37 protein-coding genes are annotated in these 21,304 nt (G+C 40.4%); all 37 read left to right on the top strand.

The window, feature by feature from the left end; genetic code table 11:
- The first annotated feature begins 9 nt into the window (after positions 1-9).
- The 37 genes from ACXYSN_RS07630 to ACXYSN_RS07810 all read left to right on the top strand — a co-directional run bounded on the left by ACXYSN_RS07630 (position 10) and on the right by ACXYSN_RS07810 (position 21,298).
- Positions 10-144 carry a hypothetical protein gene (locus ACXYSN_RS07630; protein ID WP_004251068.1) on the top strand — a complete coding sequence of 45 codons (135 nt, stop codon included), beginning with the start codon at positions 10-12 and terminating at the stop codon, positions 142-144.
- Positions 145-188: 44 nt separating this feature from the next.
- On the top strand, positions 189-1,742 hold the full coding sequence (locus ACXYSN_RS07635) for a damage-inducible protein CinA (RefSeq protein ID WP_458636666.1): 1,554 nt from the start codon (positions 189-191) through the stop codon (positions 1,740-1,742).
- 125 nt (positions 1,743-1,867) lie between these two features.
- On the top strand, positions 1,868-4,075 hold the full coding sequence (nrdD, locus tag ACXYSN_RS07640) for an anaerobic ribonucleoside-triphosphate reductase (protein ID WP_458636681.1): 2,208 nt from the start codon (positions 1,868-1,870) through the stop codon (positions 4,073-4,075).
- A gap of 11 nt (positions 4,076-4,086) precedes the next feature.
- Complete coding sequence (locus tag ACXYSN_RS07645; RefSeq protein ID WP_000521611.1) at positions 4,087-4,227, top strand: hypothetical protein; 141 nt, start codon at positions 4,087-4,089, stop codon at positions 4,225-4,227.
- Positions 4,228-4,265: 38 nt separating this feature from the next.
- Positions 4,266-4,766, top strand: coding sequence for a GNAT family N-acetyltransferase (locus ACXYSN_RS07650; protein ID WP_458636667.1), 501 nt, complete (start codon positions 4,266-4,268; stop codon positions 4,764-4,766).
- Positions 4,767-4,770: 4 nt separating this feature from the next.
- Positions 4,771-5,367, top strand: coding sequence for an anaerobic ribonucleoside-triphosphate reductase activating protein (nrdG, locus tag ACXYSN_RS07655; protein ID WP_458636668.1), 597 nt, complete (start codon positions 4,771-4,773; stop codon positions 5,365-5,367).
- The gene (locus ACXYSN_RS07660; protein ID WP_458636669.1) at positions 5,364-5,984 is read left to right on the top strand and encodes a uridine kinase family protein; all 621 of its coding nucleotides are present in this window, start codon (positions 5,364-5,366) and stop codon (positions 5,982-5,984) included. Before nrdG ends, ACXYSN_RS07660 begins: the two co-directional genes overlap by 4 nt.
- Before the next feature lie 279 nt (positions 5,985-6,263).
- Complete coding sequence (gene rpsJ, locus ACXYSN_RS07665) at positions 6,264-6,572, top strand: 30S ribosomal protein S10 (protein WP_003009585.1); 309 nt, start codon at positions 6,264-6,266, stop codon at positions 6,570-6,572.
- An 82-nt stretch (positions 6,573-6,654) separates the two neighbouring features.
- On the top strand, positions 6,655-7,281 hold the full coding sequence (gene rplC, locus ACXYSN_RS07670) for a 50S ribosomal protein L3 (RefSeq protein WP_004251088.1): 627 nt from the start codon (positions 6,655-6,657) through the stop codon (positions 7,279-7,281).
- Positions 7,282-7,305: 24 nt separating this feature from the next.
- Positions 7,306-7,929: a 50S ribosomal protein L4 gene (gene rplD / locus ACXYSN_RS07675; protein WP_000024549.1), complete on the top strand. Its 624-nt coding sequence runs from the start codon at positions 7,306-7,308 to the stop codon at positions 7,927-7,929.
- The gene (locus ACXYSN_RS07680; protein ID WP_001055347.1) at positions 7,929-8,225 is read left to right on the top strand and encodes a 50S ribosomal protein L23; all 297 of its coding nucleotides are present in this window, start codon (positions 7,929-7,931) and stop codon (positions 8,223-8,225) included. Before rplD ends, ACXYSN_RS07680 begins: the two co-directional genes overlap by 1 nt.
- A gap of 17 nt (positions 8,226-8,242) precedes the next feature.
- Positions 8,243-9,076, top strand: a complete 834-nt coding sequence (gene rplB, locus ACXYSN_RS07685) for a 50S ribosomal protein L2 (protein ID WP_006144707.1) — start codon at positions 8,243-8,245, stop codon at positions 9,074-9,076.
- 102 nt (positions 9,077-9,178) lie between these two features.
- On the top strand, positions 9,179-9,460 hold the full coding sequence (gene rpsS / locus ACXYSN_RS07690; protein ID WP_000533766.1) for a 30S ribosomal protein S19: 282 nt from the start codon (positions 9,179-9,181) through the stop codon (positions 9,458-9,460).
- Between the two features lie 11 nt (positions 9,461-9,471).
- On the top strand, positions 9,472-9,816 hold the full coding sequence (gene rplV, locus ACXYSN_RS07695; protein ID WP_000818137.1) for a 50S ribosomal protein L22: 345 nt from the start codon (positions 9,472-9,474) through the stop codon (positions 9,814-9,816).
- A 12-nt stretch (positions 9,817-9,828) separates the two neighbouring features.
- A complete protein-coding gene (rpsC, locus tag ACXYSN_RS07700) occupies positions 9,829-10,482 on the top strand; it encodes a 30S ribosomal protein S3 (protein ID WP_000529936.1) in 654 nt (217 codons plus the stop codon).
- A 3-nt stretch (positions 10,483-10,485) separates the two neighbouring features.
- Entirely contained in the window at positions 10,486-10,899 is a 414-nt protein-coding gene (gene rplP / locus ACXYSN_RS07705; protein WP_000960948.1) for a 50S ribosomal protein L16, read from the top strand.
- Between the two features lie 9 nt (positions 10,900-10,908).
- Complete coding sequence (gene rpmC, locus ACXYSN_RS07710) at positions 10,909-11,115, top strand: 50S ribosomal protein L29 (RefSeq protein WP_000772918.1); 207 nt, start codon at positions 10,909-10,911, stop codon at positions 11,113-11,115.
- Between the two features lie 24 nt (positions 11,116-11,139).
- The gene (gene rpsQ / locus ACXYSN_RS07715; RefSeq protein WP_000440801.1) at positions 11,140-11,400 is read left to right on the top strand and encodes a 30S ribosomal protein S17; all 261 of its coding nucleotides are present in this window, start codon (positions 11,140-11,142) and stop codon (positions 11,398-11,400) included.
- 25 nt (positions 11,401-11,425) lie between these two features.
- Complete coding sequence (gene rplN / locus ACXYSN_RS07720; RefSeq protein WP_000616547.1) at positions 11,426-11,794, top strand: 50S ribosomal protein L14; 369 nt, start codon at positions 11,426-11,428, stop codon at positions 11,792-11,794.
- Between the two features lie 72 nt (positions 11,795-11,866).
- Positions 11,867-12,172: a 50S ribosomal protein L24 gene (rplX, locus tag ACXYSN_RS07725; RefSeq protein ID WP_235083649.1), complete on the top strand. Its 306-nt coding sequence runs from the start codon at positions 11,867-11,869 to the stop codon at positions 12,170-12,172.
- A 23-nt stretch (positions 12,173-12,195) separates the two neighbouring features.
- On the top strand, positions 12,196-12,738 hold the full coding sequence (gene rplE, locus ACXYSN_RS07730; RefSeq protein ID WP_000013542.1) for a 50S ribosomal protein L5: 543 nt from the start codon (positions 12,196-12,198) through the stop codon (positions 12,736-12,738).
- Positions 12,739-12,755: 17 nt separating this feature from the next.
- The gene (locus ACXYSN_RS07735; protein WP_001085699.1) at positions 12,756-12,941 is read left to right on the top strand and encodes a type Z 30S ribosomal protein S14; all 186 of its coding nucleotides are present in this window, start codon (positions 12,756-12,758) and stop codon (positions 12,939-12,941) included.
- Between the two features lie 212 nt (positions 12,942-13,153).
- A complete protein-coding gene (gene rpsH / locus ACXYSN_RS07740; protein ID WP_004251095.1) occupies positions 13,154-13,552 on the top strand; it encodes a 30S ribosomal protein S8 in 399 nt (132 codons plus the stop codon).
- A gap of 192 nt (positions 13,553-13,744) precedes the next feature.
- The gene (gene rplF / locus ACXYSN_RS07745; protein WP_458636670.1) at positions 13,745-14,281 is read left to right on the top strand and encodes a 50S ribosomal protein L6; all 537 of its coding nucleotides are present in this window, start codon (positions 13,745-13,747) and stop codon (positions 14,279-14,281) included.
- An 83-nt stretch (positions 14,282-14,364) separates the two neighbouring features.
- Positions 14,365-14,721, top strand: a complete 357-nt coding sequence (gene rplR, locus ACXYSN_RS07750; RefSeq protein ID WP_004251098.1) for a 50S ribosomal protein L18 — start codon at positions 14,365-14,367, stop codon at positions 14,719-14,721.
- Between the two features lie 17 nt (positions 14,722-14,738).
- On the top strand, positions 14,739-15,233 hold the full coding sequence (gene rpsE, locus ACXYSN_RS07755) for a 30S ribosomal protein S5 (protein WP_004251100.1): 495 nt from the start codon (positions 14,739-14,741) through the stop codon (positions 15,231-15,233).
- 13 nt (positions 15,234-15,246) lie between these two features.
- A complete protein-coding gene (gene rpmD / locus ACXYSN_RS07760; RefSeq protein WP_000057241.1) occupies positions 15,247-15,429 on the top strand; it encodes a 50S ribosomal protein L30 in 183 nt (60 codons plus the stop codon).
- Between the two features lie 143 nt (positions 15,430-15,572).
- Positions 15,573-16,013: a 50S ribosomal protein L15 gene (gene rplO, locus ACXYSN_RS07765; protein WP_006151070.1), complete on the top strand. Its 441-nt coding sequence runs from the start codon at positions 15,573-15,575 to the stop codon at positions 16,011-16,013.
- Between the two features lie 12 nt (positions 16,014-16,025).
- On the top strand, positions 16,026-17,336 hold the full coding sequence (secY, locus tag ACXYSN_RS07770) for a preprotein translocase subunit SecY (protein ID WP_458636671.1): 1,311 nt from the start codon (positions 16,026-16,028) through the stop codon (positions 17,334-17,336).
- A gap of 156 nt (positions 17,337-17,492) precedes the next feature.
- Positions 17,493-18,131: an adenylate kinase gene (locus tag ACXYSN_RS07775; protein ID WP_441348629.1), complete on the top strand. Its 639-nt coding sequence runs from the start codon at positions 17,493-17,495 to the stop codon at positions 18,129-18,131.
- A gap of 117 nt (positions 18,132-18,248) precedes the next feature.
- Entirely contained in the window at positions 18,249-18,467 is a 219-nt protein-coding gene (gene infA, locus ACXYSN_RS07780; protein ID WP_001029883.1) for a translation initiation factor IF-1, read from the top strand.
- Positions 18,468-18,491: 24 nt separating this feature from the next.
- Positions 18,492-18,608 carry a 50S ribosomal protein L36 gene (gene rpmJ, locus ACXYSN_RS07785; RefSeq protein ID WP_001808836.1) on the top strand — a complete coding sequence of 39 codons (117 nt, stop codon included), beginning with the start codon at positions 18,492-18,494 and terminating at the stop codon, positions 18,606-18,608.
- A gap of 17 nt (positions 18,609-18,625) precedes the next feature.
- On the top strand, positions 18,626-18,991 hold the full coding sequence (gene rpsM, locus ACXYSN_RS07790; protein ID WP_004251117.1) for a 30S ribosomal protein S13: 366 nt from the start codon (positions 18,626-18,628) through the stop codon (positions 18,989-18,991).
- Between the two features lie 17 nt (positions 18,992-19,008).
- Complete coding sequence (rpsK, locus tag ACXYSN_RS07795) at positions 19,009-19,392, top strand: 30S ribosomal protein S11 (protein WP_001118385.1); 384 nt, start codon at positions 19,009-19,011, stop codon at positions 19,390-19,392.
- 43 nt (positions 19,393-19,435) lie between these two features.
- Positions 19,436-20,371, top strand: a complete 936-nt coding sequence (locus ACXYSN_RS07800) for a DNA-directed RNA polymerase subunit alpha (RefSeq protein ID WP_006153389.1) — start codon at positions 19,436-19,438, stop codon at positions 20,369-20,371.
- A gap of 11 nt (positions 20,372-20,382) precedes the next feature.
- Positions 20,383-20,769 carry a 50S ribosomal protein L17 gene (rplQ, locus tag ACXYSN_RS07805; RefSeq protein WP_004251124.1) on the top strand — a complete coding sequence of 129 codons (387 nt, stop codon included), beginning with the start codon at positions 20,383-20,385 and terminating at the stop codon, positions 20,767-20,769.
- 262 nt (positions 20,770-21,031) lie between these two features.
- On the top strand, positions 21,032-21,298 hold the full coding sequence (locus tag ACXYSN_RS07810) for an ACT domain-containing protein (protein ID WP_006151049.1): 267 nt from the start codon (positions 21,032-21,034) through the stop codon (positions 21,296-21,298).
- Positions 21,299-21,304: the final 6 nt, after the last annotated feature.

A 21,304-nucleotide genomic window follows, 5' to 3' on the forward strand; every position in this document is an offset into this window, starting at 1 on the left:
GGGGTAACCATGCTGACAGTAGAGGAAAAAACTTTTTTAGACTACTATAAAAAAGCTTCTTATCATCGTTTTTATGAGATTGAACGCTTTGTTTTCTTATCTGAAAAGTTACGCAAACGTCCGCCGCAGGCTGACAAGAACTAGACTTTTTGATATACTAGAACAAATTAAAATATAGGAGAGAATGAATGAACGTATATGGCAGATTAGAAGATGAATCGAATCCATATTGGGTGGGAAGTCAGGAAGCTCCAGTAACAAATGAGGAGCAACTCGAGGTTGAAACTCGTCAGCCTGCTCGCTTACCATTTTTTAATATCCTAATTTTGAGTACGCTAGTAGTACTTGTGTCTGTGGTCCTACCCTTTTTATTAGGCTTGCTAAGTCCAGAACAGACTCAGGATTTCTATATCGGATGGGCCATGCATCAAAGCGGAGATATCTACTCTGACTACTTTGGAACTAGTGGTCTCCTTTATTACTTTTTACAGTATCTAACCAAAGGCAGTCTATTGTTTGCAGTCTTTAATTGGTTAGCCTTAATAGGTGCAGGATTCTTTCTTTTTCATTCGGCTTATAACTTGACGGGACAAAACAAACAATCTCAACAAGTGCTGACAGTCTTTTATATCCTCGCCAGTGCTCTTAGTTTTGGTGGTGGCTATGCGACTATTCTTGCCCTTCCGTTCTTATTCTATGCTCTCAGTTTAGCGATTGCTTACTTTGCAGAACCAGATCATGATAAAGGTTTCATACGTATTGGGATTAGCCTGGCCCTAGCATTTTTCTTTGCACCTTTGGTGACAATTTTATATGCATTTGTCTTATTTTTTGCAGTAACTGCTTTTAATGTTGGGCGCAACAACTTGACTCATGGCCTCTATCAATTCTTTGCGGCGGGTCTTGGTTTTTCAATCTTCTTTTATCCAATTGGCTACTATACAGCTTATAAAGGTAGCTTCGGAAATGCCATTAGTCAAATCCTCTATCCATTAGATAGTTTGAACTTCACCTCTAACTCGGGGTTACTCGACAACATCCTCTTCTATGGATTATTGGCAATTGCTCTTGGAGCATTGACGTTGGCTTTCACAGGTCTCTTCCAATCTAAACCATTGAAACAATCAGTCTTATCAATCTCTGCTGCAATAGCTGTTATTTTGGTATTAGTTTTAGAAATTTTCTCTACAGATCTTATCAATGGTAGTCGTATGGTTGAATTGTTACCCTTCTTGTCTATTCTATTGTTAACTCGAATTCGCACGTGGGAATTAGAGGGAGCCAGCCGTCGTAGAAGACGCAGAGAAGAAACGTCACCATGGGGCACTTTTGTGAAAGGAAATGCCTATCTGCCAATTTTAGCTCTCGTTTATCTATTTTTAGCTCCTGTAGTTTCACGATATGTGCTTCATGCAGAACAATATAAAGAGCGCACTAGTATTGAGGCTAAGATTAAAAGTGAAACACAGGCTACAGAACGTATCTATGTATGGGATAATCTGACAAGTAGTTATAAGGCTAGTGAGCGTTTAGCAGCAAGTCAGTTGCTATCTCCTAGATTGCATACAGGACTTGATGCAAATCGTACTAAGCTTGTAAATGATCTTCGAGATAATCAACCAAAGATGATTGTAGTGAATACAAAAACATCTCTTTGGACAGAAGTTGAGCAGCTTTTAGCTGAAAATTATCAAGCCGTTCCAAGTGAATTCAAAGATTTTAAACTCTATAAATTAAAATAAAAACTATCAATATCTTGTGTAATTTTAAAAAATTTTTATTTTTTTACACAAGATATTGATTTTTATTTTTTTAGTGATATAATACTTTTTAGAATCAATATTATATTTAAGAAAAGGGTATGGATATGATTGTATTGGAAGAGAAGGCTGTCCCTGATCCGACTTTATTCGTCGAAAAGCGTGACGGCAGACGTGTCATTTTTGATGTAGACAAGATTGACAAAGCGCTTCATAAGGCTGCGGAAAAGGTTATGGATGTAACTCCTTTGGTCGAAAAGCGACTTAGTACCCTCGTTGAACGTATCGTTGACGAGATTCATAGCCGTTTCCCACAAGGTGTAAAAATCTATGAAATTCAAAACATCGTAGAACACGAGTTGTTGGAAGCTAAAGAATATGCCTTGGCCGAGGAGTATATTACCTATCGAACACAAAGGGATTTTGAGCGCTCAAAAGCGACAGACATCAACTTTAGCATTCATAAACTTCTCAACAAAGATCAGGCAGTTGTCAATGAAAATGCCAATAAAGACAGTGATGTCTTTAACACCCAGCGTGATTTGACGGCAGGGATTGTTGGAAAATCCATCGGACTTCAAATGCTTCCTAAGCATGTGGCAAATGCCCACCAAAAAGGGGATATCCACTATCACGATTTGGACTACAGCCCCTACACTCCTATGACCAACTGTTGTTTGATTGATTTTAAGGGTATGTTGGAAATTGGTTTTAAGATTGGGAATGCTGAGGTAGAAAGTCCGAAATCTATCCAAACTGCGACAGCACAGATTTCACAAATCATCGCAAACGTCGCATCTAGTCAGTATGGGGGATGTTCAGCAGACCGTATTGATGAAGTTTTGGCTCCTTATGCAGAGAAAAATTATCAAAAACACCTTAAAGATGCAGAGGAATGGGTCCTACCTGACAAGCGCGAAGAATACGCCTGGAAGAAAACTCAAAAAGACATCTATGATGCCATGCAATCTTTAGAGTACGAGATTAACACCCTCTTTACCTCAAACGGGCAAACACCATTTACTTCCCTTGGTTTTGGTCTAGGAACTAGTCGTTTTGAACGCGAAATTCAAAAGGCAATCCTGAATATTCGAATCAAGGGGCTGGGTTCAGAACATCGTACAGCAATCTTTCCTAAACTCATTTTCACCCTTAAAAGAGGTCTTAACTTAGAGGAAGGCTCTCCTAACTACGACATTAAGCAATTGGCTCTCGAGTGTGCAACCAAGCGGATGTACCCAGATGTTTTATCTTATGATAAGATTATCGAGTTGACAGGTTCTTTCAAGGTACCGATGGGCTGTCGTTCTTTCCTTCAAGGATGGAAGGATGAAAATGGAGTAGAAGTCAATTCAGGTCGTATGAATCTAGGTGTGGTAACGGTCAATCTTCCTCGTATTGCCCTTGAATCTGAAGGCGACTTGAACAAGTTCTGGGAAATCTTCAATGAGCGCATGAATATCGCAGAAGATGCACTGGTCTACCGTGTAGAGCGAACCAAGGAAGCGACACCAGCTAATGCGCCTATCCTCTATCAATACGGTGCTTTCGGCCGTCGTCTTGGTAAGGAAGAAAGTGTTGACCAACTCTTTAAGAATCGTCGTGCGACTGTTTCGCTTGGCTATATCGGGCTCTATGAAGTGGCGACAGTCTTCTTTGGCAACAATTGGGAAAATAATCCAGAAGCCAAAGAATTCACCCTTGATATCATTAGAGACATGAAACATCGAGTAGAAGAATGGTCAGACCAATATGGCTATCACTTCTCAATTTATTCAACACCATCTGAAAGTTTAACGGACCGTTTCTGTCGTTTGGATACAGAGAAATTTGGATCTATTCCAGACATTACTGATAAAGAATACTACACAAATTCCTTCCATTATGATGTCCGAAAAAATCCAACACCGTTTGAAAAGTTGGACTTCGAGAAAGTTTATCCAGAAGCAGGTGCATCAGGAGGCTTTATCCACTACTGTGAGTATCCTGTTCTCCAACAAAATCCAAAGGCTTTGGAAGCTGTCTGGGACTATGCTTACGACCGTGTAGGTTATCTCGGAACTAATACTCCAATTGACCGCTGTTACAAGTGTGATTTTGAAGGAGACTTTAATCCAACCGAGAGAGGTTTTGCCTGTCCTAACTGTGGCAATAGTGATCCTAAAACAGTCGATGTTGTTAAACGGACCTGTGGCTATCTTGGAAATCCGCAAGCGCGTCCGATGGTTAATGGACGTCACAAGGAAATTGCTGCGCGTGTTAAACACATGAATGGCTCTACTATTAAATCAGCAGGGCATGAAGTAAGAAATTAGAAAGAGATAGCATGGGAAAATATCAATTAGATGATAAAGGCAAGGCTTTGGTTCAACGATTCCACGAAAAACATTCAAAGGGTGGAGTCAATAAAAAAGACCGAGTAGCTAGCCTTAGAGAACAATTTTTAAACAAAAACAAGAAAAAGTGAGAGTTGCCTCTCACTTTTCTTATAGCGGGGAGGGGAATATGGAACTACGCAGACCAGGATTGGCAGATAAAGAAACAATTTTAGAGATGATGTCAGAGTTTGAAAAGAACCAATCAGCCCACGATGGTGGATTTTGGGATGCTGAGGGTTTTGTTTACGAAGAGTGGCTGGAGACAAATATGCAAAAAGAAATGGGAATAAATTTGCCTGAAAATCGTGTTCCTTCTATTCAATTTGTATCATTTGATGCTGTAGGTCGAGCTCTAGGATTTTTGAATCTGCGATTGAGACTGAATGATGGCTTGCTGAATTATGCTGGCCACATTGGCTATTCCATTCGTCCATCTGAAAGAGGTAAGGGTTATGCGAAAGAATCCCTCCGACAAGGTCTACAAGTTGCTAAGGGAAAGAATATCAAACGAGCGCTTGTGACTTGTAGCACAGAAAATCCTGCCAGCCGTGCTGTTATTTTAGCTAACGGTGGTGTTTATGAGGATGTTCGAAACGGAACAGAGCGCTACTGGATAGAGTTGGAGTAGAAGGATGACTTGGAATACACCAAAACCAGGTGAATGGAAGAGTGAGGAGCTCAGTCAGGGTCGTATCATTGACTATAAGGCTTTTAACTTTGTGGATGGAGAAGGCGTGCGCAATTCTCTCTATGTAGCAGGTTGTATGTTTCACTGTGAGGGCTGTTACAACGTAGCAACCTGGTCCTTTAATGCAGGGATTCCGTACACGCCAGAGTTAGAAGAACAAATCATGGCAGATCTGGCCCAACCCTATGTTCAGGGTTTGACCCTGCTAGGAGGAGAACCATTCCTCAATACGGGTATTCTCTTGCCTCTCGTCAAACGTATACGGAAAGAATTGCCAGATAAAGATATCTGGGCTTGGACGGGATACACATGGGAAGAGATGATGTTGGAAACACCTGATAAACTGGAGCTCTTGTCACTGATTGATATCTTGGTTGATGGACGGTATGATAAAAGCAAGCGTAATCTCATGCTTCAATTCCGTGGCTCTTCCAATCAACGAATTATCGATGTACAAAAATCCCTCAAAAGTGGGCAAGTGATGATTTGGGACAAGCTTAATGACGGAAAAGAAAGCTATGAACAGGTGAAGAGAGAATGAAGAAAAGAGAGTTAATAGAAAGACTAGCATCAGAAATAGAGTCGGGAAAAGTAAAAACGCTAGGTATCTACGGCCATGGAGCTTCAGGAAAATCAACTTTTGCTCAAGAATTGTACCAAGAACTTGATTCCCAAAAGGTAAATTTACTAGAGACAGATCCCTACATTACTTCGGGACGACATTTAGTGGTACCTAAAGAGACACCAGACCAAAAAGTGACAGCATGTTTACCGGTAGCGCATGAGCTGGCAAGTTTACAGAGAGATATTCTCGCCCTGCAGGCAGGTATGGATATCTTGACAATCGAAGAACCTTGGAAGGCTAGTGAGGTATTATCGGGAGCAAAACCGATTCTGATAGTCGAAGGGATGTCTGTGGGTTTTCTACCCAAGGAACTTTTTGACAAAACCATTTGTTTCTACACGGATGAGGAAACTGAGTTGGAGCGTCGTCTGGGAAGAGATACCACTGTGAGGAAAAGCGAAGCCTCGTTTGTTCGTGAGACTCATCAAATCAGACGTGGACAATATCGCCGTTATTATCAAGAAACAGAAAAAGAGGCGGATGTGTTAATTAACCACTCTCAAAATCAGTTTAAAATAGAAAAGGACTATTAAAGAACAATTTAAATAGGAAAAGATATATATAAATTGAGAATAGATTGTCTTTTTTGTTTCAGAAGTGTACGAAAACAGTTTCATCTAAAAAATTAAAAAAATCCTGTCAAATCCCTTGCAATCGCAGGGGCTTTGTGTTATTCTATTATGGTGCTGTAAATTACAGCCTTAGCTTTGATGCAAGAGGTTGCGACACGCTCGGTTGCATTGCCACGCAACGCGCGTCGGTTTTCTTGTGGAGCTAGCCTATTATCTTAAATAGACGAAAAGGAGAAAAAGATGGCAAACAAAAAAATCCGTATCCGTTTGAAAGCTTACGAACACCGTACGCTTGACACAGCGGCTGCAAAAATCGTAGAATCAGCTACTCGTACAGGTGCACAAGTTGCGGGTCCAATCCCACTTCCAACTGAGCGTAGCCTCTACACAATCATTCGTGCGACTCACAAATATAAAGATTCTCGCGAACAATTCGAAATGCGTACACACAAACGTTTGATCGACATCATCAACCCAACTCAAAAAACAGTTGACGCTTTGATGAAATTGGATCTTCCAAGTGGTGTAAACGTAGAAATCAAACTTTAATTTAAAGCTTGATACCTTGAGCATAAAAAACGCTCGTTAAAAACTTTTTGAATAAAAAATATAGAAAAGGAACTATTTTCTCATGACAAAAGGAATCTTAGGGAAAAAAGTGGGAATGACTCAAATCTTCACTGAAGCTGGCGAATTGATCCCTGTAACAGTTATCGAAGCAACTCCAAACGTTGTTCTTCAAGTTAAAACTGTTGAAACAGATGGTTACAACGCTATCCAAGTAGGTTTCGATGACAAACGCGAAGTATTGAGCAACAAACCTGCTAAAGGACATGTAGCAAAAGCTAACACGGCTCCTAAGCGCTTCATTCGTGAATTCAAAAACGTTGAAGGCTTGGAAGTTGGTGCTGAAATCACAGTTGAAACTTTCGCAGCTGGAGACATTGTTGATGTAACTGGTACATCTAAAGGTAAAGGTTTCCAAGGTGTTATCAAACGCCACGGACAATCACGTGGACCTATGGCTCACGGTTCTCGTTACCACCGTCGTCCAGGTTCTATGGGACCTGTTGCACCTAACCGCGTATTCAAAGGTAAAAACCTTGCAGGACGTATGGGTGGCGACCGCGTAACAATTCAAAACCTTGAAGTTGTACAAGTTGTTCCAGAAAAGAACGTTATCCTTATCAAAGGTAACGTACCAGGTGCTAAGAAATCTCTTATCACTATCAAGTCAGCAGTTAAAGCTGGTAAATAATAAGGAAAGGGGAACACAGTCAAAATGGCAAATGTAACATTATTCGACCAAACTGGTAAACAAGCGGGCGAAGTTGTTCTTAACGATGCAATCTTTGGTATCGAACCAAACCAATCTGTTGTGTTTGATGTGATCATCAGCCAACGCGCTAGCCTTCGTCAAGGAACTCACGCAGTTAAAAACCGCTCAGCTGTTTCAGGTGGCGGACGCAAACCATGGCGTCAAAAAGGAACTGGACGTGCTCGTCAAGGTTCTATCCGCTCACCACAATGGCGTGGTGGTGGAATCGTCTTCGGACCAACTCCACGTAGCTATGCGTACAAACTTCCTCAAAAAGTTCGTCGCCTTGCACTTAAATCTGTTTACTCAGAAAAAGTTGCTGAAAACAAATTTGTAGCCGTTGATTCTCTTGAATTTACAGCTCCAAAAACTGCTGAATTTGCAAAAGTTCTTGCAGCTTTGAGCATCGATTCTAAAGTCCTTGTTATTCTTGAAGAAGGAAACGAATTCGCAGCTCTTTCAGCTCGTAACCTTCCAAATGTGAAAGTTGCGACTGCTACAACTGCAAGTGTTCTTGACATCGCAAATAGTGACAAACTTCTTGTTACTCAAGCAGCTATCTCTAAAATCGAGGAGGTTCTTGCATAATGAATTTGTATGATGTTATCAAAAAACCTGTTATCACTGAAAGCTCAATGGCTCAACTTGAAGCAGGAAAATATGTATTTGAAGTTGACACTCGTGCACACAAACTTTTGATCAAGCAAGCTGTTGAAGCTGCTTTTGAAGGTGTTAAAGTTGCAAATGTTAACACAATCAACGTAAAACCTAAAGCTAAACGTGTTGGACGTTACACTGGTTTTACTAACAAAACTAAAAAAGCTATCATCACTCTTACAGCTGATTCAAAAGCAATCGAGTTGTTTGCTGCTGAAGCTGAATAATCTAAGGAGGAAATATCGTGGGAATTCGTGTTTATAAACCAACAACAAACGGTCGCCGTAATATGACTTCTTTGGATTTCGCTGAAATCACAACAAGCACACCAGAAAAAACTTTGCTTGTTGCTTTGAAGAATAAGGCTGGTCGTAACAACAACGGTCGTATCACTGTTCGTCACCAAGGTGGTGGACACAAACGTTTCTACCGTTTGGTTGACTTCAAACGTAACAAAGACAACGTTGAAGCAGTTGTTAAAACTATCGAGTACGATCCAAACCGTTCTGCAAACATTGCTCTTGTACACTACACTGACGGTGTGAAAGCTTACATCATCGCTCCAAAAGGTCTTGAAGTTGGTCAACGTATCGTTTCAGGTCCTGAAGCAGATATCAAAGTCGGAAACGCTCTTCCGCTTGCTAACATCCCAGTTGGTACTTTGATCCACAACATCGAATTGAAACCAGGTCGTGGTGGAGAATTGGTACGTGCTGCTGGAGCTTCTGCTCAAGTTTTGGGTCAAGAAGGTAAATACGTTCTTGTTCGTCTTCAATCAGGTGAAGTACGTATGATTCTTGGAACTTGTCGTGCAACAGTTGGTGTTGTCGGAAACGAACAACATGGACTTGTAAACCTTGGTAAAGCAGGACGTAGCCGTTGGAAAGGTATCCGCCCAACAGTTCGTGGTTCTGTAATGAACCCTAACGATCACCCACACGGTGGTGGTGAAGGTAAAGCACCAGTTGGTCGTAAAGCGCCATCTACTCCATGGGGCAAACCTGCTCTTGGTCTTAAAACTCGTAACAAAAAAGCGAAATCTGACAAACTTATCGTTCGTCGTCGCAACGAGAAATAATTTTAAACTAGTCGCTTAAGTGCTAGATAATCCGCCAGCTCGGTAGCGCTCCTCGTGAGCGCAAGCCGCTGTGGTACTATATTTAAAGGAGAAAATATTAAAATGGGACGCAGTCTTAAAAAAGGACCTTTCGTCGATGAGCATTTGATGAAAAAAGTTGAAGCTCAAGCTAACGACGAGAAGAAAAAAGTTATCAAAACTTGGTCACGTCGTTCAACGATTTTCCCAAGTTTCATTGGTTACACTATCGCAGTTTATGATGGACGTAAACACGTACCTGTTTACATCCAAGAAGACATGGTGGGTCACAAGCTTGGTGAATTTGCACCAACTCGTACTTACAAAGGTCACGCCGCAGACGACAAGAAGACACGTAGAAAATAAGGAGAACATAAATGGCAGAAATTACTTCAGCTAAAGCAATGGCTCGCACAGTACGTGTTTCACCTCGTAAATCACGTCTTGTTCTTGACAACATCCGTGGTAAAAGCGTAGCCGATGCAATCGCAATTTTGACATTCACTCCAAACAAAGCTGCTGAAATCATCTTGAAAGTGTTGAACTCAGCTGTAGCTAACGCTGAAAACAACTTTGGTTTGGATAAAGCTAACTTGGTAGTATCTGAAGCATTCGCAAACGAAGGACCAACTATGAAACGTTTCCGTCCACGTGCGAAAGGTTCAGCTTCACCAATCAACAAACGTACAGCTCACATCACTGTAGCTGTTGCAGAAAAATAAGGAGGTAAAATCGTGGGTCAAAAAGTACATCCAATTGGTATGCGTGTCGGCATCATCCGTGATTGGGATGCCAAATGGTATGCTGAAAAAGAATACGCGGATTACCTTCATGAAGATCTTGCAATCCGTAAATTCGTTCAAAAAGAACTTGCTGACGCAGCAGTTTCAACTATTGAAATCGAACGCGCAGTAAATAAAGTTAACGTTTCACTTCACACTGCTAAACCAGGTATGGTTATCGGTAAAGGTGGTGCTAACGTTGATGCACTTCGTGCTAAACTTAACAAATTGACTGGAAAACAAGTACACATTAACATCATCGAAATCAAACAACCTGATTTGGATGCTCACCTTGTTGGTGAAGGAATTGCTCGTCAATTGGAGCAACGTGTTGCTTTCCGTCGTGCACAAAAACAAGCAATCCAACGTGCTATGCGTGCTGGAGCTAAAGGAATTAAAACTCAAGTATCAGGTCGTTTGAACGGTGCAGATATCGCCCGTGCAGAAGGATACTCTGAAGGTACAGTTCCACTTCACACACTTCGCGCAGATATCGATTACGCTTGGGAAGAAGCAGATACTACATACGGTAAACTTGGTGTTAAAGTATGGATCTACCGTGGTGAAGTTCTTCCAGCTCGTAAAAACACTAAAGGAGGTAAATAACCAATGTTAGTACCTAAACGTGTTAAACACCGTCGTGAATTCCGTGGTAAAATGCGCGGTGAAGCTAAAGGTGGAAAAGAAGTAGCATTCGGTGAATACGGTCTTCAAGCTACAACTAGCCACTGGATCACTAACCGCCAAATCGAAGCTGCTCGTATCGCCATGACTCGTTACATGAAACGTGGTGGTAAAGTTTGGATTAAAATCTTCCCACACAAATCATACACAGCTAAAGCTATCGGGGTTCGTATGGGATCTGGTAAAGGGGCGCCTGAAGGTTGGGTAGCACCAGTTAAACGTGGTAAAGTTATGTTTGAAGTTGCTGGTGTATCTGAAGAGATCGCTCGCGAAGCGCTTCGTCTTGCAAGCCACAAATTGCCAGTTAAATGTAAATTCGTAAAACGTGAAGCAGAATAAGGAGAAGGCATGAAACTTAATGAAGTAAAAGAATTTGTTAAAGAACTTCGTGGTCTTTCTCAAGAAGAACTCGCGAAGCGCGAAAACGAATTGAAAAAAGAATTGTTTGAACTTCGTTTCCAAGCTGCTACTGGTCAATTAGAACAAACAGCTCGCTTGAAAGAAGTTAAAAAACAAATCGCTCGTATCAAAACAGTTCAATCTGAAGCGAAATAATAGACTAGGGAAGGAGAAATTTCAATGGAACGCAATAATCGTAAAGTTCTTGTTGGACGTGTTGTATCTGACAAAATGGACAAGACAATCACAGTTGTAGTTGAAACAAAACGTAACCACCCAGTCTATGGTAAACGTATTAACTACTCTAAAAAATACAAAGCACATGATGAAAACAATGTTGCCAAAGAAGGCGATATCGTACGTATCATGGAAACTCGCCCGCTTTCAGCTACAAAACGTTTCCGTCTTGTAGAAGTTGTTGAAGAAGCGGTTATCATCTAATCAAGCCTGAAAGGAGAAAACTGAAATGATTCAAACAGAAACTCGTTTGAAAGTCGCAGACAACAGCGGTGCACGCGAAATCTTGACTATCAAAGTTCTTGGTGGTTCTAAACGTAAATTTGCGAACATCGGTGATGTTATTGTGGCATCTGTAAAACAAGCTACTCCTGGGGGTGCGGTTAAAAAAGGTGACGTTGTTAAAGCAGTTATCGTTCGTACTAAATCAGGTGCTCGTCGTGCTGATGGTTCATACATCAAATTTGACGAAAACGCAGCAGTTATCATCCGTGACGATAAAACTCCTCGCGGAACACGTATCTTTGGCCCAGTTGCACGTGAATTGCGTGAAGGTGGCTTCATGAAGATCGTGTCACTTGCTCCAGAAGTACTTTAATCAATAAAAACAAACACAGTCCCCTGGCCTAGCCAGGGTGCCCATTGGGCGTAAGAATAAAAGGAGAAAAAAATGTTTGTAAAAAAAGGCGACAAAGTTCGCGTAATCGCTGGTAAAGATAAGGGAACAGAAGCTGTTGTCCTTACTGCCCTTCCAAAAGTAAACAAAGTTATCGTTGAAGGTGTTAACATCATTAAGAAACACCAACGTCCAACTAACGAACTTCCTCAAGGTGGTATCATCGAGAAGGAAGCAGCTATTCACGTATCAAACGTTCAAGTTTTGGACAAAAATGGTGTGGCTGGTCGTGTTGGCTACAAATTTGTAGACGGTAAAAAAGTTCGCTACAACAAAAAATCAGGCGAAGTGCTTGATTAATCACGAAGGAAAGGAGAAGTATAATGGCAAATCGTTTAAAAGAAAAATATCTTAATGAAGTAGTTCCTGCTTTGACAGAACAATTTAACTACTCATCAGTGATGGCTGTTCCTAAAGTGGATAAGATCGTTTTGAACATGGGTGTTGGTGAAGCAGTATCAAACGCTAAAAGCCTTGAAAAAGCTGCTGAAGAATTGGCGCTTATCTCAGGTCAAAAACCACTTATCACTAAAGCTAAAAAATCTATCGCCGGCTTCCGTCTTCGTGAAGGTGTTGCGATCGGTGCAAAAGTTACCCTTCGTGGTGAACGTATGTACGAATTCTTGGATAAATTGGTTTCAGTATCACTTCCACGTGTACGTGACTTCCACGGTGTACCAACAAAATCATTTGACGGACGCGGAAACTACACACTTGGTGTGAAAGAGCAATTGATTTTCCCAGAAATCAACTTTGATGACGTTGACAAAACTCGCGGTCTTGACATCGTTATCGTAACTACTGCTAACACTGACGAAGAGTCACGTGCATTGCTTACAGGCCTTGGAATGCCTTTTGCAAAATAATATAGGAGGTATAACTAATGGCTAAAAAATCTATGATTGCTAAGAACAAACGCCCAGCGAAGTTCTCTACTCAAGCATACACTCGCTGTGAACGTTGTGGACGTCCACACTCAGTTTACCGCAAGTTTAAACTTTGCCGTGTTTGCTTCCGTGAATTGGCATATAAAGGTCAAATCCCTGGTGTAACAAAAGCATCTTGGTAATATCATGATACAAAGAGCGTAACAACCCCAGTAAAAATAGGAGATTTAGTGCAGGAGCGATGCTCCAAGACAAATCTATCTTTTTGCCCAGGTTGTAGCTCGTGTTCAAATGAGTATACTCTCATTTGCAAGTATCAAAACTTTCTGAGCCTAGCTCAAACATTAACTAGCAAGTGCAACTTGCAAACTACTAGTAAGAGGAGAAAAATAAAATGGTTATGACTGACCCAATCGCAGACTTCCTAACTCGTATTCGTAACGCTAACCAAGCAAAACACGAAGTACTTGAAGTACCTGCATCAAACATCAAAAAAGGGATTGCTGAAATCCTTAAACGCGAAGGTTTTGTTAAGAACGTAGAAATCATCGAAGATGACAAACAAGGCATCATCCGTGTATTCCTTAAATACGGAGCAAACGGTGAACGAGTTATCACTAACTTGAAACGCGTTTCTAAACCAGGACTTCGTGTCTACAAAAAACGTGAAGATCTTCCAAAAGTACTTAACGGTCTTGGAATTGCTATCCTTTCAACTTCAGAAGGTTTGCTTACTGATAAAGAAGCTCGCCAAAAGAATGTTGGTGGAGAAGTTATCGCTTACGTTTGGTAAAATCAAGATACAAAGCTCGTAAAGAACAAAGCAAAATTAGGAAGTTGGAGCAGTTTGTTGACAAACAAGCCAACTTATCTATTTTGCACAGTTCTTAGAGCGTGTTCAGTTCAGCTCTTGAACTAAATAAGTATCTTAAACCCCGTGAAAACTGGCCTTTATGGCCTGACAATTTAACAGGAGAATAAAAACATGTCACGTATTGGTAATAAAGTTATCGTGTTGCCTGCTGGTGTTGAAATCACTAACAATGACAACGTTGTAACTGTAAAAGGACCTAAAGGAGAACTTACTCGTGAGTTCTCAAAAGATATTGAAATCCGTGTGGAAGGTACTGAAGTAACTCTTCACCGTCCAAACGATTCAAAAGAAATGAAAACTATCCACGGAACTACTCGTGCACTTTTGAACAACATGGTTATTGGTGTTTCAGAAGGATTCAAGAAAGAACTTGAAATGCGTGGGGTTGGTTACCGTGCTCAACTTCAAGGAAACAAACTTGTTTTGGCTGTTGGTAAATCACATCCAGATGAAGTTGAAGCTCCAGCAGGAATTACTTTTGAACTTCCAAACCCAACGACTATCGTTATCAGCGGAATTTCAAAAGAAAAAGTTGGTCAAACAGCTGCTTACGTACGTAGCCTTCGTTCACCAGAACCATACAAAGGTAAAGGTATCCGTTACGTTGGCGAATATGTTCGTCTTAAAGAAGGTAAAACTGGTAAATAATGTTGAGTGGTTGATTGTCAACCACCAACCTCATTACCAACTTTGTGCATAGCACATGATTTAAAATTAAAGAGGTGAAAACTGTGATTTCTAAACCAGATAAAAACAAACTCCGCCAAAAACGCCACCGTCGTGTACGCGGAAAACTCTCTGGAACTGCTGATCGCCCACGTTTGAACGTATTCCGTTCTAATACAGGCATCTACGCTCAAGTGATTGATGACGTAGCGGGTGTAACGCTCGCAAGTGCTTCAACTCTTGACAAGGAAGTTTCAAAAGGAACTAAAACTGAACAAGCCGTTGCTGTCGGTAAACTCGTTGCAGAACGTGCAAGTGCTAAAGGTATTTCAGAAGTGGTGTTCGACCGCGGTGGATATCTATATCACGGACGTGTGAAAGCTTTGGCTGATGCAGCTCGTGAAAACGGATTGAAATTCTAATAGGAGGACACTAGAAAATGGCATTTAAAGACAATGCAGTAGAACTTGAAGAACGCGTAGTTGCTGTTAACCGTGTTACAAAAGTTGTTAAAGGTGGACGTCGTCTTCGTTTCGCAGCTCTTGTAGTAGTTGGTGACCGCAATGGTCGTGTAGGATTTGGTACTGGTAAAGCTCAAGAAGTTCCAGAAGCAATCCGCAAAGCAGTAGAAGATGCTAAGAAAAACTTGATCGAAGTTCCTATGGTCGGAACAACAATTCCACATGAAGTTCTTTCAGAATTCGGTGGAGCTAAAGTATTGTTGAAACCTGCTGTAGAAGGTTCTGGAGTTGCCGCAGGTGGTGCAGTTCGTGCCGTTGTGGAATTGGCGGGTGTGGCAGATATTACATCTAAATCACTTGGTTCTAACACTCCAATCAACATTGTTCGTGCAACTGTTGAAGGTTTGAAACAATTGAAACGCGCTGAAGAAGTTGCTGCCCTTCGTGGTATTTCAGTTTCTGATTTGGCATAAGAAAGGGGATAAAATGGCTCAAATTAAAATTACTTTGACTAAGTCTCCAATCGGACGCATTCCATCACAACGTAAAACTGTTGTAGCACTTGGACTTGGCAAATTGAACAGCTCTGTTATTAAAGAAGATAACGCTGCAATCCGTGGTATGATCACTGCAGTATCTCACTTGGTAACAGTTGAAGAAGTAAACTAATGATTATTTAGGGGATGTGCATATGACCATCCCCTAAAACTAGGTATAGTCATCTTAGATGACACAGTATAGGCGAGTTGATAAAGGAGACAACCTTTTCTCCTTTATCGGCGCTAGCATTTTACAAAAGAGGAGAAAAATAAATGAAACTTCATGAATTGAAACCTGCAGAAGGTTCTCGTAAGTCACGTAACCGTGTTGGACGTGGTACTTCATCAGGTAACGGTAAGACATCAGGCCGTGGTCAAAAAGGTCAAAAAGCTCGTAGCGGAGGCGGTGTACGTCTTGGTTTTGAAGGTGGACAAACTCCATTGTTCCGTCGTCTTCCAAAACGTGGATTTACTAACATCAACGCTAAAGAATATGCTATTGTAAACCTTGATCAATTGAACGCCTTTGATGACGGTGCTGAAGTAACTCCAGTGGTACTTGTAGAATCAGGAATTGTTAAATCTGAAAAATCAGGTATCAAAGTTCTTGGTAACGGTGAGTTGACTAAGAAATTGACTGTTAAAGCAGCTAAATTCTCTAAATCAGCTGAAGAAGCTATCACTGCTAAAGGTGGTTCTGTTGAAGTCATCTAAGTGAGGTGACCTATGTTTTTTAAATTATTGAGAGAAGCATTCAAAGTTAAACAAGTTCGATCAAAAATTCTATTTACAATTTTTATCGTATTTGTATTCCGTATCGGTACAAGCATTACTGTACCATGGGTAAATGCAAATAGCTTGAACGCTTTGAGTGGACTATCCTTCTTGAATATGTTGAGCTTGGTGTCAGGGAATGCCATGAAAAACTTCTCAGTTTTTGCACTTGGTGTTAGTCCCTACATCACAGCCTCAATCGTCGTCCAACTCTTGCAAATGGATTTATTGCCAAAATTTGTAGAGTGGGGCAAACAGGGGGAAGTTGGTCGTAGAAAGTTAAATCAAGCGACTCGATACATTGCCCTTGTGCTTGCATTTGTTCAATCAGTGGGGATTACTGCTGGTTTTAACGCTCTGTCTGGAGCTAAACTTTTGACTGTACCACTTACACCACAAGTATTCCTTATAATTGGTGGAATTTTAACCGCAGGAAGCATGATTGTGACCTGGTTGGGAGAACAAATCACAGATAAGGGATACGGGAATGGTGTTTCAATGATTATCTTTGCAGGGATTGTTGCTTCAATTCCTGATATGATTAAAGGCATCTATGTGGATTACTTTGTCAATGTACCAAGCAGTCGTTTGACATCGTCTCTCATTTTCGTTGCCATCTTAATCATTGCTGTTTTGTTAATTGTATACTTTACAACTTACGTTGAACAAGCTAAATACAAGATTCCAATTCAGTATACAAAGGTAGCTCAAGGTGCGCCGTCAAGCTCCTATCTTCCATTGAAGATTAACCCTGCTGGGGTTATCCCAGTTATCTTTGCTAGCTCTATTACAGCAGCACCGGCAGCAATTTTACAATTTGTAAGTGCGTCTGGTCTTAATTGGGAATGGGTAAAAACAGCTCAAGAGTTGGTATCTACTTCAACCCCAACAGGTGTTGCTTTGTATGCTCTGTTGATTATTCTCTTTACATTCTTCTATACATTTGTACAGATCAATCCAGAGAAAGCGGCAGAAAATTTACAAAAGAGTGGAGCTTATATCCATGGTGTCCGTCCTGGTAAAGGGACAGAAGAATATATGTCAAAACTTCTTCGTCGTCTCGCAACAGTCGGATCGATCTTCCTAGGTGTGATTTCTATCCTACCTATTGTAGCTAAAGATTTATTTGGTCTTTCAGAAGTTGTCGCTTTTGGGGGAACAAGTTTGCTAATCATTATCTCTACAGGTATAGAAGGAATTAAACAATTGGAAGGTTATCTATTGAAACGTAAGTATGTTGGTTTCTTAGATACAACAGAATAATTGTAATAGAAAATAAAATTCACTATTGCTCAGAGAGTGGAGTGTAAAAATCAAAGACCTAGTCAGATTTTTATCTCCTCTCTTCTATTTTGTTTTTAAATAGGAGTTGAAATGAATTTTTGCTTCTATTTAAAAATAAAAAAAGGAGTTTGAATCATGAATCTTTTGATTATGGGTTTACCTGGGGCAGGTAAGGGAACACAAGCAGCAAAAATTGTTGAACAATTCCATGTTGCTCACATCTCAACAGGTGACATGTTCCGTGCAGCAATGGCTAACCAAACTGAAATGGGTGTGTTAGCGAAGTCATATATTGACAAAGGCGAATTGGTTCCAGATGAAGTTACAAACGGAATCGTTAAAGAACGTCTTTCTCAAGATGATATTAAAGAAACTGGCTTCTTGTTGGATGGTTACCCACGCACGATTGAACAAGCTCATGCCTTAGATAAAACATTGGCTGAACTTGGTATTGAGCTAGAAGGTGTCATCAACATCGAAGTAAATCCAGATAGTCTTTTAGAGCGTTTGAGTGGACGTATCATTCATCGTCAAACTGGAGAGACTTTCCATAAAGTATTCAATCCACCAGTTGATTACAAAGAGGAAGATTACTACCAACGTGAAGATGATAAACCTGAGACAGTAAAACGTCGTTTGGATGTTAATATTGCTCAAGGTGAACCAATCATTGCTCACTACCGTGCTAAAGGTCTTGTACATGATATCGAAGGTAACCAAGATATCGATGATGTCTTTAAAGATATCGAAAATGTCTTGACAAATTTGAAATAAAAGCGTTTTTCAGACTTGCAAAATGTCTTGACAAATGTTATACTGAGTTAGTCTGACTTATAATTGTTGTCTCTGTGTCTAGAGGCATCAAATCGAAATTTAGGGAGGTACTTTTGCGTGGCAAAAGACGATGTGATTGAAGTTGAAGGCAAAGTAGTCGATACAATGCCGAATGCAATGTTTACGGTTGAACTTGAAAATGGACATCAGATTTTAGCAACAGTTTCTGGTAAAATTCGTAAAAACTATATTCGTATTTTAGCGGGAGATCGTGTTACTGTTGAAATGAGTCCATATGACTTGACACGTGGACGTATCACTTACCGCTTTAAATAATCGAAAAACTTGGAGGGATAAGAAATGAAAGTAAGACCATCGGTCAAACCAATTTGCGAATACTGTAAAGTAATTCGTCGTAATGGTCGTGTTATGGTAATTTGCCCAGCAAATCCAAAACACAAACAACGTCAAGGATAAGATAGAAAGGAGAAAACATGGCTCGTATTGCTGGAGTTGATATTCCAAATGACAAACGCGTAGTTATCTCATTGACTTATGTCTATGGTATCGGACTTGCAACATCTCAAAAGATTTTGGCAGCTGCTGGAGTTTCAGAAGATATTCGTGTTCGTGACCTTACATCAGATCAAGAAGATGCTATCCGTCGTGAAGTGGATGCAATTAAAGTTGAAGGGGACCTTCGTCGTGAAGTGAACTTGAACATCAAACGTTTGATGGAAATCGGTTCATACCGTGGTATCCGTCACCGTCGTGGACTTCCTGTCCGTGGACAAAACACTAAAAACAACGCTCGCACTCGTAAAGGTAAAGCTGTTGCGATTGCTGGTAAGAAAAAATAATATAGGAGGTAAAAGTCTTGGCTAAACCAACACGTAAACGTCGTGTGAAAAAGAATATCGAATCTGGTATTGCTCATATTCACGCTACATTTAATAACACTATTGTTATGATTACTGATGTGCATGGTAATGCAATTGCTTGGTCATCAGCTGGTGCTCTTGGTTTTAAAGGTTCTCGTAAATCTACACCATTTGCTGCTCAAATGGCTTCAGAAGCTGCTGCTAAATCTGCACAAGAACACGGTCTTAAATCAGTTGAAGTTACTGTAAAAGGTCCAGGTTCTGGTCGTGAGTCAGCTATTCGTGCTCTTGCTGCCGCTGGTCTTGAAGTAACAGCAATTCGTGATGTGACTCCAGTGCCACACAATGGTGCTCGTCCTCCAAAACGTCGCCGTGTATAATCATTACCTTTACACTGCTTTTCGTTTAAGAGGGAGTAACTAAATGATCGAGTTTGAAAAACCAAATATAACAAAAATTGATGAAAATAAAGATTATGGCAAGTTTGTCATCGAACCACTAGAACGTGGATACGGTACAACACTTGGTAACTCTCTTCGTCGTGTACTTCTTGCTTCTCTTCCAGGAGCAGCTGTTACATCTATCGATATTGATGGAGTATTACATGAGTTTGATACAATTCCTGGTGTTCGCGAAGATGTGATGCAAATCATTTTGAACATTAAAGGTATCGCAGTTAAATCTTATGTAAAAGACGAAAAGACTATTGAACTTGATGTTGAAGGTCCTGCTGAAGTTACAGCTGGAGACATTTTGACTGACAGTGATATCGAAATCGTAAATCCAGATCATTATCTTTTCACAATCGGAGAAGGTGCTTCATTTAAAGCGACAATGACTGTAAACAGTGGTCGTGGATATGTACCTGCAGATGAAAATAAGAAAGATAATGCTCCTGTTGGAACACTTGCTGTAGATTCTATTTATACACCAGTCACAAAAGTTAACTATCAAGTTGAACCTGCTCGTGTAGGAAGCAATGATGGTTTCGACAAATTAACCCTTGAAATCTTGACAAATGGAACTATTATTCCGGAAGATGCTTTAGGGCTTTCAGCACGCATTTTGACAGAACATCTTGATTTGTTTACAAATCTTACAGAGATTGCTAAAACTGCAGAAGTGATGAAAGAAGCTGATACTGAATCGGACGACCGTATTTTGGAACGTACGATTGAGGAACTTGACTTGTCTGTACGCTCATATAACTGCTTGAAACGTGCTGGTATCAATACTGTGCATGACTTGACAGAAAAATCTGAAGCTGAGATGATGAAAGTAAGAAATCTTGGACGCAAGAGTTTGGAAGAAGTGAAACTCAAACTCATTGATTTGGGTCTGGGATTAAAAGATAAATAAAGGAGGAATACATGGCTTACCGTAAACTAGGACGCACTAGCTCACAACGTAAAGCAATGCTTCGCGATTTGACAACTGACCTTTTGATCAACGAATCAATCGTGACAACTGAAGCTCGTGCTAAAGAAATCCGTAAAACTGTTGAAAAAATGATTACTCTAGGTAAACGTGGTGATTTGCATGCACGTCGTCAAGCTGCTGCTTTCGTACGTAATGAAATCGCATCTGAAAACTATGATGAAGCAACTGATAAGTATACTTCTACTACAGCACTTCAAAAATTGTTCTCAGAAATCGCACCTCGTTACGCAGACCGTAACGGTGGATACACTCGTATCCTTAAAACTGAACCACGTCGTGGTGATGCAGCGCCAATGGCGATCATCGAATTAGTATAAAATCATCAATTTTGTTGAGTGTTATGATGATGGAGCCTTGTGCTCTTAGTCTAGCTCTGGTCTACCGCTAGGACTTTTGTCCTAGCGGGAACACTCATCATAAGGTGATCGGGTAGACGCTTGTTTACGAAATTGTTTTTCTTTTAAGAACAATTTCGTAAGCAGGCGTTTTTTAGTTTTTTTATTGTAAATATGCTATACTGAGAAAAAAGAAAAATGTAGTTAGACTGTTTTTCTATGGATTCAAATATGGAGGGCTGATATGAAAGCTATTATAACTGTTGTTGGTAAAGATAAAGGTGGGATTGTTGCAGGTGTTGCGACTAAGATTGCTGAATTAGGCTTAAATATTGATGATATTTCACAAACTGTCTTGGACGAGTTCTTCACAATGATGGCTGTGGTATCTAGTGAAGAAAAACAAGATTTTACTCATTTGAGAAATGAGTTTGAGGCTTTTGGTCAGACTTTGAATGTCAAAATCAATATTCAGAGTGCTGCGATTTTTGATGCTATGTATAATATCTAGGAGGCG

This window comes from Streptococcus sp. V869 (genome assembly GCF_054353515.1).